Origin of the sequence: Chitinophaga sp. YIM B06452 (assembly GCF_039655965.1) — a bacterium.
Lineage (GTDB): Bacteria > Bacteroidota > Bacteroidia > Chitinophagales > Chitinophagaceae > Chitinophaga.
Genome location: NZ_JAWLKY010000002.1, coordinates 87,001 through 99,336, shown reverse-complemented (window position 1 = coordinate 99,336; position 12,336 = coordinate 87,001). Strand labels below are relative to the sequence as shown.

Genomic DNA, 12,336 nt, shown 5'->3' with positions numbered 1-12,336 from the left:
CGAACAGCAAGGATTAAGAATGTGCATACAACAACCGTAGCCCAAACTTTCAAAGTGTGCAGGAATACTCTCATAATTACTTCAAATAAATAAAGAATCCCCCATCTTTACAATACCCCATACGCTGTATTTTCTACGGTTGTTTCCGCTTCAACTTTTTCGTAGATTTATGCATGTTGAAAAGACAGATACTCCTGGCTACGGTTGTTTTTTTCAGCGCCTGCGCGCCTAAACCGTATAAAGCCACCAACAAGGTTTACCGCCATCAGAGCAAACACTGGGCGGACGTGCTGAAAGAGCAGCCGGGCAATGTTCCCGTAGCGGCTGTTGCAGCCCCGGAATGGGTGGGCACTACCAACTTCAACCTCCGTAAACCCAATTATGTCATCATTCACCATACTGCGCAGAATTCCTGCGAACAAACACTGAAGACCTTCACGCTGGAACGTACACAGGTAAGCGCGCATTACGTGATCTGCCGCAACGGCACTGTGCATCATATGCTGAACGATTACCTGCGGGCCTGGCATGGCGGCGTTTCCAAATGGGGCAGCCTGACAGACATCAATTCTTCTTCCATCGGCATAGAGCTGGACAATAACGGCAGCGAGCCTTTCGATTCGCTGCAGATCAACAGCCTGATGATAGTGCTGGACACGCTGAAACGGCGGTATAATATCCCCGCTGCCAATATTATCGGCCATGGCGATATTGCGCCCAAACGGAAAGTGGACCCCAGTGTACTGTTCCCCTGGGACAGGCTGGCTGCGCGGGGTTTCGGCTTGTGGTACGGCGATACAACGGGCATCCAGGTACCGGAGAACTTCAATACTTTACAGGGCCTGCGGCTGGTGGGGTATGATGTAAAAGACACTGCTGCGGCCATCCAGGCGTTCAAAAGGCATTTTATCCCCGGCGATTCGCTGAGCGCGCCCGGTGCAATGAACGAAGCGGCCAAAAAGATACTGCTGGGTGTAATGCAGCAGGCGCAATAAGCCGCATTACCGAAAATATATGATCCTTGCGGGCAAAAAAGAAGCGGAGAGAGAACTCTCCGCTTTCATTTTTCCACGTTACTCAATTCTAAATTAATAGAACGGATTTTGTTCGAGGTTGGGATTGAGGTCTCTCTCTCCCGTGGGGATCGGCCACCAGTAATCGCGTTTCGCGTCAAAGGAGCGGGTGGCCTGCCTTTCCCTCTTGTAATTATATATGTCGGTGTTCATCACCGTTTCCGCTGTTTTCCAGCGGCGGATGTCGTTGTAGTACAAGCCTTCGCCGGCCAGCTCTATCCTTCTTTCCAGGCGGATCACATCGCGCATCTGCGCCTGGGTGAGGCCCGGGGTGATGAGCGGCATGCCTGCGCGGCTGCGGATGGAATCCAGGGCGGCGTACACGGTGTTGTCCGGCCCGGTGGCTTCGTTCTGCGCTTCCGCGTACATGAGCAATACGTCCGCGTACCGCAGCACGATGAAGTTGGTCTCAGACTGGCCGCCAACAAGGGATTCCACGGCTTTTGGAGGAGCAGCGGTGTCGTAGATGCTGAATTTCTTCATGCCATAGCCGGTGAATGAAAAGCGGTTGTTGGCCACCACCTTGCCCATGTATTTATCGCCGGGGAACGTTAAAGTGGCGTACATGCGCGGATCGCGGTTGGCCCACTGTTTGGCGGGATCGTAGCCGGAGCCGGGAGCGGTGCGGGGCAGGCCGTTTTTCATGAGGTAGGCGTCTATCAGGTCCTGCAGCGGCGCGTTGGTATTATACTGGCGGCAAATGAGGTCGAAGGAATTGCCCTGCAGCGGGAAAATGTACTGCACATCGAAGATCACTTCGGAATTGTTTTCGTTTTGCGGCAGGAACATGGCGCGGTAATCCCGGTAAAGCTTGTAGCCGAAAGTGTTGGCGCCCGTGATCACTGCGTTGGCTGCATCAGCGGCGGCTTTCCATTTCGCCGGATCGTTCACGCCGTTGTTCATCAGCGGGCTCGCTTCGTACAGCAGCACTCTTGCCTTCAGGGCCATGGCTGCGCCTTTGGAAGCACGACCCGGTTCAGTGGCTTTGGGAGGCAGGCCGCTGATGGCGTTTTCGAGGTCAGACAGTACCTGTGCGATCACGTCTTTCCGCGGAGTGCGGGGAAGGTCGGAATCCCTTTGCTCATCGGGCGGAGTGAGGATGAGCGGCGCGTCGCCATAATAGGTGGCCAGTGTGAAATAATACAACGCGCGGAGGAAATAAGCCTCGCCTTTCATCCTGGTAATATCCGCGGCTTCCATGCCAGGTACCTCGTCGATCTTGGCGAGGAAGGTATTGCAACGGCCAATGCCGCCGTAGCTGTCGCCCCAGCGTGCGGTAACGATGCCGCCGGTGGAAGCGTTGTGCTGGCCCATGGCTATGGCGTCGAAGTTGTTGGTATTGCTGTAGTTCCAGGCATTGGGTGAAAGCGTTTCATCCCAGAGCGCGGTGGCGTTGTTGGAGCCTTTGCCGCCGTACATGCCGTCGTTCCTGAGAACGGAGTAGCAGCCTACCAGCCCTGCGGCTGCGGCGTCGGGGGAGTTCCAATAGGTGGATTCCTGGTAACGGTCGTTGGGCGATGTTTCGAGTAAACTTTTGTTACAGCCGGTTGCTATCAGCAACAATGCAGTTCCGGCCGCTAAAAATATCTTTTGCATATGCATGAGTTAATTAGAATTAGAAAGTAACGTTGATACCGCCGGTGAATGTTTTCAGCATCGGGTAGGTATACAGGTCGTTCCTGTTAAGCAATGATTCCGGGTCAAGATCTTTGTATTTCGATATGGTCAGTAGGTTCTCCGCGTTCACGTATACGGATACACGGCTGATCTTCACCTTTTGCAGCAGCGAAGCAGGCAGCGCATACGCCAGCTGGATATTCTTCATGCGCAGGTAATCGCCGTTCCTCAGCCAGAAGTCGGACAGGTTGGTGAAGTTGCCCGTTCCCCCGGTGGTAAGCAGCGGCAGGCGCGCATTGGGGTTCTCCGGCGTCCAGGTGTCGCGCGTCCATTCCCAGGTGGCATTGGCGCCGTTCACGAAAGGATAGGCGAGGTTGGCCCTGGGGTATACTTTCACGCCGGCAACGCCCTGCCAGGCGGTGGTGAGGGAAATACCTTTCCAGTCTACGTTGAACCCGAAACCGAAAGTATATTTCGGCATAATGGAAGAGGCATTCATGATCACGCGGTCGTCGCCGTTGATGATGCCGTCCTGCTTCACGTCTTTGTAACGGATAAAGCCGGGGCGGGTGTCCGTGCCCTGTTTGGGGCCTCTTGTAATTTCATCGGCATTCTGGTAGTAGCCGTCGGCTTGCAGGATATAGTAGGAGTTGAGCGGGTAGCCTTTTTTGGTGATGGTAGCGCCGCTGTAAATGATCTCCCCGTCCAGGTCCACTACTTTGTTCTTGTTGTAGGATACATTGCCCCAAACGCCGTAGTTCACTTCCCTGATGTTGTTGCGGTACTGAAGGGTGATCTCGTAACCGGTATTGTCTACCGTGCCGATGTTCCGCTGCGGACCGGTAAGGTTGCCCACCTGGGCGGGCAGGTTCACCGGGCGCAGGATGCCGTCCGTACGTTTTTTATATACATCAACGGTCAGCGCAATGCGGTTCTTCCACATGTTCATATCGATGCCGCCGTTGTACGTGGTGGTGGTTTCCCAGTGAATGCCGGGATCGGTATCCTGTGTTTTAGCGTTGCCTTGCTGCAGGGTGCCGCCAAAGCTGTAATCCTGCCCGGTAGCCACGGTGGGCGCGTAACTGTAAAGCTCAACGGCCTGGTTGCCGAGCTGGCCTACAGAGGCTCGGAGCTTCAACTGGTCAATGAATTTTACATTCCAGAATTCCTCGCGGTCTATGCGCCATCCGGCGGATGCGGCAGGGAAATATCCCCAGCGGTTGTCCGGCGCAAAACGGCTGGAACCGTCTGCGCGGAAAGTGAATTCAAACAGGTATTTATCGTCATAATCATAGTTCGCACGGCCAAAGTAAGACATGATCACGTCCCTGGTAGTGTTGCCTGAAATGGCGTTGAACGTGAGGCCTGCATCCAGGGCGGTAAGCGTAGCTTCGCCGTTATCCAGGTAACCTGTCATCGCGGCGTTGAACTGGTCTTTATCAAAATTGTCGTAGCTGGAGCCGATCATCGCAGACACATTGTGTTTGGAGCCGAAGGTCTTTTTCCAGTCGAGCGTATTGTAGAAGTGCAGGGAAATATCGTTCTCATCCGTTTTGGCGAAACGCGGCGCGGTAGCGGGACTGTTCCAGTTGGTCGGTGCGCCGGTCTTGGGATTGAACGTTTGCAGGCGCGGTGTGTTGGTGCTAAGCAGGCCGTCGTATTTGTCCACGCCGAATTTGATATTGTAGGTGATGTCAAACGGGAGCTTGTATTCCGCGTTCACCGTTGCCAGGAAACGTTGTACCAGCTTGGTGGTAATGGCGCCGTAGGCGAAGAGACGGGGATGCTCCCAGTTGTTGCGGCCCGCGGTCTTCAGCCAGGAGTTGCCATAGCGGCCGTCTGCCAGGGTATCGGTGAGGATGGGCAGGGTGCGGCTCATGGCTTGCCAGAAGGTGTTGTAAGTAGGCTGGGTGTAGTTGCGGTAATAACCATCGAGCGTGATGCCGGCTTTCAGTTTTTTGGTCACGTTCATGGAAGCGTTCAGGCCGAGGGAATAGTTCTTGGCGTGGTTGGTAGGGCCAAACTGGATACCGTCGCGGTCAAGGAAGCCGAGGGAAAGGCGGTATTGGTACTGGTCTGTGCTGGCGGCTACGCTCAGGTCGTGTTTCTGGATAGAGCCGTTGTCTATCGCGATCTTGTACCAATCGCTTTTCGGGTAAGTGATGTTATCGGTGAGCATGCCTTGTTCATATTCGGCGATCTCAGCGTCGGAATATTCAACGGCCTTGTTCTCATTTTTGAGCGCCTGGTTCTTGGTGCGCATGTAGGCGATCGGGTCGTTGATCGCGTCCGGCAGGTAGGTGGCCTTATGGAAGCCGCGGTAGTAGCTGTAGTTTACTTTAGCGGCGCCTTTCCCTTTTTTGGTGGTAACGAGGATAACGCCATTGGCGCCGCGGGAGCCGTAAATGGCGGCAGCGGCGTCTTTCAGCACGGAGATGCTTTCAATGTCGTTCGGGTTCAGCTCGTCCATGGAATATTCAATACCATCCACGAGCACCAGCGGGTTGTTGTTATTGAGTGTTCCTACGCCGCGGATGCGGATAGTAGAGCGGTCGATGCCGGGCTGGCTGTTGCTGAGATTTACGAACAGGCCTGGCGTGCCATGCAGCGCGTTGCTGACGTTGGTGATGGGCTGGCCTTCTTTTTCCGACATGTCTATAGTAGCCACAGCGCCGGTAAGGGTGGCTTTTTTGCGGGTTCCGTAACCAACCACCACCGTTTCATTCAGTTTCTGCACATCTTCCTGGAGTTTCACGTCCAGGGTGGCTGCTTTGGTGATCTTTATCTCCTGGGGGAGATAACCGATGAAGGAGAACCGCAGGACGGCGCCGGCCGGGGCGCTGATCTTAAAAGCGCCGTTGACGTCGGTGCCAATCCCTTTGGAAGTGCCCTGCACCTGGATGCTGACGCCCATCAGCGGGCTGCCGTCTGTGGCGGAGGTCACTTTCCCGGAAATGGGAAGGTCCTGCGCCCGGAGGGTAAGGGAAGAAAGGCAAATAACCCCGAAGCAGGCCGCCAGGAAGCGGAGAAGGAGTGATCGCTTAAAAAGCTCCATAATCATTGATTTTACTTGTTTGAATAGCTCGGATATTTAAAACTGGCTGGTAAAACGCCATGTGATGTATAAATTAAGCTGAGTAGCGGCCGTTGCCGGCGGATCCCGTGAGTAGCATAGTATGTCTGTTAACGTGGCTCTTTTATCGCTGTAATTTGTATCAGTATTATTTTATATATCGATTCTGGCTTTTTTGTCCTTTCGTTTGCGGTCAAAAATATAAAAAATGAAAACAAAAGAAAATAAATTGAAACTAATTTGAAAAATAACCTGGATTCTTGTCAAGCGGGAATAAAGCAGCCGGAAAGCGGGAGCGGGGTTACATATTGTTGATAATGACGTAATTATCAATGTTAAAGAATGTTTAAACCCTGCGGCGGGAATCGGGGAATTGCCTATTTTTAGGAAAATCCTCCGTATTTTACAGGGAATTGCGGGCCTGTACAATTACAAAGAAGTGATTTTCAATATGCATACTGAGATTTCTACGTTAATTTAACCTAATATTTCAACCCATGTCAATGATCAATATTGCGGAGCGGCACAAGTTTATATTAAGCAGGTTATACGAAAAGGGCTATGTGAACGTGGTGGAATTGTGTAAGGAGTTAGACGTTTCCGGTGTAACGATCCGAAAGGATTTGAAGCTGCTGGAGGATAAATCGCTGCTATACCGCTCCCATGGAGGGGCTACGGTGCAAAATCCCTATACCAACGACAAACCGGTAAACGAAAAGGAGAAGATCCGCCGGGAAGAAAAGAACAACATCGGCAAAACAGCAGCTTCCCTGATCGTTCCGGGAGATGCCATTATTATCGCCTCGGGCACCACCGTGCTGGCGCTGGCCAAGCACATCCAGCCCCGCGGGCCGCTGATGATCATTACCTCCGCCCTGAATGTAGCGCTGGAACTGAACCGGTATCATGAAATAGAGGTTGTGCAGCTGGGCGGCGTGATCCGCAACAATTCGTCGTCTGTTGCCGGGCCGTATGCAGAGAAGATCCTGGAAGATTTTTCCTGCAGCAAGCTGTTCCTCGGCGTGGATGGCATTGATGTTGAATTCGGCCTCACCACCACCAGTATCGCGGAAGCGCACCTGAACCAGCAGATGATCGCCGCGGCGCAGAAAACGATCGTGCTGGCGGATTCGTCCAAGTTCGGCAAACGCGGCTTCGGCAGGATATGCCGGCTTGAAGAAGTGGACCAGATCATTACCGACAAGGGCATTTCCGAGCACATGGTGAAATTGCTGGAAGATATGGGGATTGAAGTGGTGATTGTTTAATTTGTACCCTGAACCCAATACACTCTTATACCTATGCTTACAGATCCCGCACAGGAAAATATTTTCCAGGAAGAAGAATTTACGGATGTCCGTTACAGGGAAACACTGATGCCGCTCTGGCTGAAACTGTTAATTGGCCTGGGCGTGTTCTCGTCTTTTATGTCAGGCGCTGTAATCGCTGTTGTATTCTTTGCTGTTGAAAGGAACAAAGGGGCCGCGGACATAATAACAGTCTTTGCAATGGCGTCTTTATTCCTAGCAGGAGGAATAGCCGGCATCCAAATGTTCCGCGAAAAGAAGTGGGCAATTTATGGGATCACAGCCAGCGCACTTTTGCACTTATTGATATATGGCGTAGGAGTTGTGCAATTCCGTGACATGTTTAAGAATGAGGAAGCACGTTCATTAATGATCCCTATGGCAGTCATCGTGTTTGTATTACTGATCTTCCTCATCAAAATCCTTCTTATCTTCAAAAGATGGCTGGCCTACCATCCATCGGTAAAGCCTAAACGATAATTCAAACTTTTCCTTCATGGAGAACCTGGATACCGACGACCTGCTTACCGGCCCCGGCCTTGAAGAGCCCGTCATCCGTAAAAACCTGCTTCCCGAATGGCTGAAGAAGCTGCTGCTGGTGCTGATCTTTTACAAGGCATATGCCCTGCTGCGCAGTTTCCAGCTCTTCCTGCTGCTCAGCACCGGCAGTGTTAACGGCGCCGGCGGTTCCCTTGTGATGTGGATCGCTTTCGTCGTCCTTGATCTGCTGGAGGCTTTCGTGTACATCTCGCTGCTGAAACAGTGGAAACAGGCGCCGATAGCAGGCATTATCATATTATCCGTTTCGTCACTTGCCGTGGTTGTGTATTATGTGCGGTTTATAGTAAGCGTTTGGGATATACAGAGCATGCCCTCCGGTCTAACGATACAGGGGATCATTTCCGTCGCATCGCTGGTATTGTCCGTCATCATCATTATCCGCCTGTTGAAGATCCGCCGTGCCTGGGAGAATGGCGTGGCGGGAAAATAGCAATCTATGAACCAGGGAATGGAAGACCTGTTGCAGGAAGATTTTAAGGCCATACCCACCAGGCGTTCCCTAATGCCTGTGTGGGTTCGCATCTTTATCAGCATCATCGCGCTGGAAGGATTGCTGGGTGGCCTCGGGCTGGTGGCCGGGTTGTTATTAGAGGAAGCAGACTGGAAAGCGTTTACGTTGGCAGCGGTGCTTTTTGTCTACGGCATTTCAGCCACTGCTATGATAACTGAACGGAAATGGGCGATATATGCCTGCTTCGGGATCACTATCCTGGTGCTCGCAGTGCTGATCATCGCAGAAGGCGGATGGATCTATAATGACCTGGTGTACCCGAACAGCCTGCACATACTACATCACATCATCCTATTGGCGCTGATCTTCCTCCACCTGGCATTTGCTTTTAAGCTCGGAGGGATAATGAAGGAATGGAAATGCGCAGTGTCGGGCACGAAGCTGTTTTACGAATAACCTGAAAGTAAATACCCGTGAACATCACACCTGCAACCGAAGACCTTCTTAACGATGACGACTACAACCTGCAAAGGTTCCGCAGGCAATTGGTGCCGCTTTGGATGAAGATACTAACCATCTTGATGCTGCTGACTGCTATTGCACTGGCCGTTTTTTTCGTCATCTCGCAAATAAGAGTTGAGTGGGGCATTCTCCGGAGGTCCGTGTATTCGTGGCAGGAGGTGCTAATGCTGGCCTTGCTTGTCAATTATGTGCTCTTTGGCGTAACTGCCTGGGCGGTATTGAGGGAAAAACGATGGGCGGTCAATTTCGGGCTGGCAAATATTGGACTGGGAGTGCTTATTACAGGATATGTTGTAGTGGATGTAACCCGCGGGGTTATCAGGGGCTCCTTTGTGTTTGGCGTGCCGGAAGCTGTTCTTCTCTTTGTTTTCACGCTGCTGTGCATATACCTGTATAAACTATTCCGGATCCGCAGGGAATGGGGATATCGTCAATCAAAGATCACCGGTAAAATTTGACAACTTATAAGGAAACATAGAATGCTATGAACATGACACCCGCTTCCGAAGATCTCATTGAGGATGATTACGGCTCACAACAGTTCCGCAATCAATTGCTGCCGCTTTGGATGAAGATCTTATCTTATTTATTGGTATTCGGTTCTGTAGCCTTAGTTGCGGTTTTCGTGATCATAACGGTGGACGATGGGTTGGATGCTTTCCTGAGCACTATACGCCGGTGGCAGGACTTGTTCGTCTTTATTTTGTTCCTGAACTGCTGCCTGTTTGGCCTCACGGCCTGGGGGCTGCTCAGGGAAAAGCGCTGGGCGGTCGATTTCGGACCGGTGAACATCGGGATCGGTGTGCTGGTGGTAGCATATGCTGCAGTGGAAATAATCTGGATGAGGCTTAAATATCCGGCCCGCAGGCTGGGTGTTGATGAGGTGATCATCTTTATTTTATTCCTCCTGTTGTGTATTTATCTGTACAGGGTGCTGAGCATCCGCAAAGAATGGAAGCTTCGCAGGTCAAAGATCACAGGCGAATTTTGACATTTATTCCTCTTCCACATTTTCATTTTCCGTCTCCTTCTTTACCTCCGGTTTCTCCGGCCGGTTGATCTGCAGCACTACATGGCGGATGTTCTTCCGGTCGGCGGTATACGTGATATGCACAGCATCATCCTCCGGCGTTTGTATCACCGCGGGATAACTGTATTCGCCTTTCTTTTCGTCTTCCAGCGCAAAAACATTCTGCCAGTTCCCGCCGTTCTCAGACACCGCCACATACAGGCGGCTCCTGCCTTCCCACCATTCGTTGCCCGGCAGCAGTGGATTGTATACGATCACTTTCAGCCCGTTCTTAAGTGTAACAGCATCTGTCCCCGCGTTGGGATTGGGCAGGTCCGTAGGGCTGAGCGGCCCCCAGGTATGGCCGTTGTCTTTAGACCAGGCCTGGACTACGGTATTGTTGCGGCTGCGGCAGAGCAGTTGCAGCGAATCGTGCGGGTAACGCAATATGCTGGGTTGGATCACGCCGAAGGTATCATTGTTGATGGGGATGCGCGTCCAGTTGCGGGCGTTGCGGTCGGATCTTTCGAGGTGGATATGCCAGCGTTTATTGTCGGCGCTTTCGGTGCTGGAAGGGTAGAGGATGTCCCCGTTCGCCAGCTGCAGCGGTTTGTTCTTGATAGGCCCCAGCATGCCCTGCGGCAGCTTTTCCGGGGCGCTCCAGGTTTTGCCGTTGTTGGAAGAGCTCATCATCATGCCCCACCACAACCTGGGGTTGGGGCCCACTTTGTAGTAAAGGAAAAGCTTGCCTGCCTTGGTTTTGAACAGTACCGGGTTCCAGCAGGGATAACGCAGCGTATCGTTGATCACGCCGTTGGCAATTTCCCTGGCTTCGCCCCATTTACCGTTTTCGTTCACGGCTATCCAGATGCTGACGTCTTTATTGCCTTCTCTTGAGCCGCCAAACCAGGAAGCCATCAGCTTCCCTTTACCAAGCGCTACGATCGTAGAGGCGTGGCAGTTAGTTGTGACAGGGGTCTCCATGATCATGACCCTTCTTTCCAGCCGCGGAACAATGGGCTGCTGGGCCCGGCCTTGCAGGCATAAAAGTGAAAGAGCGGTACTCAGGCAAAATAAACTACGGCGCATATGGATGAGAATTAAAAAAGCAACCTTGTGAAGGATGGCCCGCACAAGGTTGCTGATGAAGATAATGATTTTATCTGTTATTCTGTATCCTTCAGCGGCAAAGTGGTATCGCCGTTCTGCTGTTTGCCCAGGTAGGCGGGCAGGTCCATGCCGGCCATGTTGAACATGTCTTGCAGGGGCGGCACGGCTTTATAGAGCCCGCTGATGAAGTTGGCGGTGGATGATGTGCCGTTCTGGCCGTTGGCGCCTTCCCACACGGTCACCTTATCGATCTTGATGTTCTTGATGGCTTCGGTCTGCATTTTCACCAGCTCCGGCAGCTTGTCAGCGATCAGCAGCAGCACGGCGTCTTTGGAATTATTGCCGGCTGCCTGTACGATGCGGTCGAGGCCTTCGGCCTGTTTGGTGAGTATTTCGAACATGCCTTTTGCTTCGGCCTGCATCCTGGCAAAAATGGCGTCTGCCTCGCCGCGGGCTTTTTCGCGGATCTTTTCGGCTTCTGCCTGTGCTTCGATGATGGCTTTTTGTTTCTGGATCTCGGCGGTTACCACCACGTTGGCGTTCTGGGACGCGCGTTCTTTGTCCGCGCGGGCGTCTTCCGCTTTCCGTTCTGCAACGTATGCTTCTTCGAGGGCTTTGGCAGACTGGATCTTTTCCGCGGCAACGGCGCGTTTGGCGGCTTCGGCTTCTTTTTCGCGGCGGGCGGCTTCGGACTGTGCGATCTGCACGCGCGCGGTGTTTTCTCCTTCCACGGCTAAGGCGTTGGCCTGGGAGGCCCTGATGCGGGTATCTCTTTCGGCTTCGGCTTTACCGATGGCCTCGTCCCTGTTGGCGGCGGCAATGAGGATCGATTTGTCTTTATTGGCGGTGGCGATCTGCGTATCGCGGTCACGCTGGGTTTCGGCGATGCTGACGTCCCTGTTCTTCAGCGTTTGCTGGATGGTGATGTCTTTTTCGCGGTCTGCTTCGGCTTTGCCGGTTTCCCCGAATTTCTCCTGCTCGGCCACGCTCTTCTTGGCTTCGTTGATGGCCTTTGCTGCGGCTTCTTTACCCAGGGCCTCGATGTAGCCGGATTCGTCTTTGATGTCCGTTACGTTCACGTTGATCAGCTTCATGCCGATCTTCTTGATCTCGGCTTCTACGTTAGAGGCAACGTTGGCCAGGAATTTATCGCGGTTGTTATTGATCTCCTCGATATCCATGGTGGCCACTACAAGGCGCAGCTGGCCGAAAATGATGTCTTTTGCAAGGTCGTGGATGGCGGGGCGTTGCAGGCCAAGCAAACGTTCCGCGGCATTGGTCATGGTGCCGGGCTCGGTGGAAATGGCCACAGTAAAGCGGCTCGGCACGTCCACGCGGATGTTCTGCCGGCTGAGGGCATTGGTCAGGTTCACTTCAATGGAAATAGGCGTGAGGTCCATGAAAGAATAATCCTGGATCACGGGCCAGATGAAAGCGGCGCCGCCGTGGATGCACTTGGCGCTGTGGCTGCCGTCCGGACCTTTGCCCACTTTGCCGTATACAACGAGTATCTGGTCTGAAGGGCAGCGCTTGTAACGCTTAAAAAGGGCATAGAGCAGCGTAAACACGAATACAACCGCCACCACTATGGCAATCAGTACATAGTCCATAGG

General features: G+C 52.8%; 11 protein-coding genes. 7 read left to right on the top strand and 4 right to left on the bottom strand.

Annotated elements, in window-relative coordinates:
• The first annotated feature begins 173 nt into the window (after positions 1-173).
• Positions 174-995 carry an N-acetylmuramoyl-L-alanine amidase gene (locus R3I13_RS10070; RefSeq protein ID WP_346317815.1) on the top strand — a complete coding sequence of 274 codons (822 nt, stop codon included), beginning with the start codon at positions 174-176 and terminating at the stop codon, positions 993-995.
• Positions 996-1,088: 93 nt separating this feature from the next.
• On the opposite strand, the gene R3I13_RS10065 is transcribed toward R3I13_RS10070, so the two are convergent.
• Together R3I13_RS10065 and R3I13_RS10060 are read right to left on the bottom strand one after the other, a co-directional pair.
• Entirely contained in the window at positions 1,089-2,669 is a 1,581-nt protein-coding gene (locus tag R3I13_RS10065; protein ID WP_346317814.1) for a RagB/SusD family nutrient uptake outer membrane protein, read from the bottom strand.
• 19 nt (positions 2,670-2,688) lie between these two features.
• On the bottom strand, positions 2,689-5,745 hold the full coding sequence (locus R3I13_RS10060; RefSeq protein WP_346317813.1) for a TonB-dependent receptor: 3,057 nt from the start codon (positions 5,743-5,745) through the stop codon (positions 2,689-2,691).
• A 515-nt stretch (positions 5,746-6,260) separates the two neighbouring features.
• Between R3I13_RS10060 and R3I13_RS10055 the strand changes: the two genes are divergently transcribed.
• Genes R3I13_RS10055 through R3I13_RS10030 form a run of 6 tightly spaced genes read left to right on the top strand, consistent with a single transcriptional unit; the run spans position 6,261 to position 9,595 of the window.
• A complete protein-coding gene (locus R3I13_RS10055; protein ID WP_346317812.1) occupies positions 6,261-7,031 on the top strand; it encodes a DeoR/GlpR family DNA-binding transcription regulator in 771 nt (256 codons plus the stop codon).
• Positions 7,032-7,064: 33 nt separating this feature from the next.
• Positions 7,065-7,550 carry a hypothetical protein gene (locus R3I13_RS10050; protein ID WP_346317811.1) on the top strand — a complete coding sequence of 162 codons (486 nt, stop codon included), beginning with the start codon at positions 7,065-7,067 and terminating at the stop codon, positions 7,548-7,550.
• Between the two features lie 16 nt (positions 7,551-7,566).
• Positions 7,567-8,061, top strand: a complete 495-nt coding sequence (locus R3I13_RS10045; RefSeq protein ID WP_346317810.1) for a hypothetical protein — start codon at positions 7,567-7,569, stop codon at positions 8,059-8,061.
• A gap of 6 nt (positions 8,062-8,067) precedes the next feature.
• Positions 8,068-8,538: a hypothetical protein gene (locus R3I13_RS10040; protein WP_346317809.1), complete on the top strand. Its 471-nt coding sequence runs from the start codon at positions 8,068-8,070 to the stop codon at positions 8,536-8,538.
• Between the two features lie 17 nt (positions 8,539-8,555).
• Positions 8,556-9,062 carry a hypothetical protein gene (locus R3I13_RS10035; RefSeq protein ID WP_346317808.1) on the top strand — a complete coding sequence of 169 codons (507 nt, stop codon included), beginning with the start codon at positions 8,556-8,558 and terminating at the stop codon, positions 9,060-9,062.
• Between the two features lie 26 nt (positions 9,063-9,088).
• Complete coding sequence (locus R3I13_RS10030; RefSeq protein ID WP_346317807.1) at positions 9,089-9,595, top strand: hypothetical protein; 507 nt, start codon at positions 9,089-9,091, stop codon at positions 9,593-9,595.
• Between the two features lie 3 nt (positions 9,596-9,598).
• Here the strand turns inward: R3I13_RS10030 and R3I13_RS10025 are convergent, their stop codons facing one another.
• Together R3I13_RS10025 and R3I13_RS10020 are read right to left on the bottom strand one after the other, a co-directional pair.
• Positions 9,599-10,702: a sialidase family protein gene (locus tag R3I13_RS10025; RefSeq protein ID WP_346317806.1), complete on the bottom strand. Its 1,104-nt coding sequence runs from the start codon at positions 10,700-10,702 to the stop codon at positions 9,599-9,601.
• A gap of 77 nt (positions 10,703-10,779) precedes the next feature.
• Positions 10,780-12,333 (bottom strand): SPFH domain-containing protein, encoded by a 1,554-nt coding sequence (locus tag R3I13_RS10020; protein ID WP_346317805.1) that lies wholly within the window; start codon positions 12,331-12,333, stop codon positions 10,780-10,782.
• Positions 12,334-12,336 lie beyond the last annotated feature (3 nt).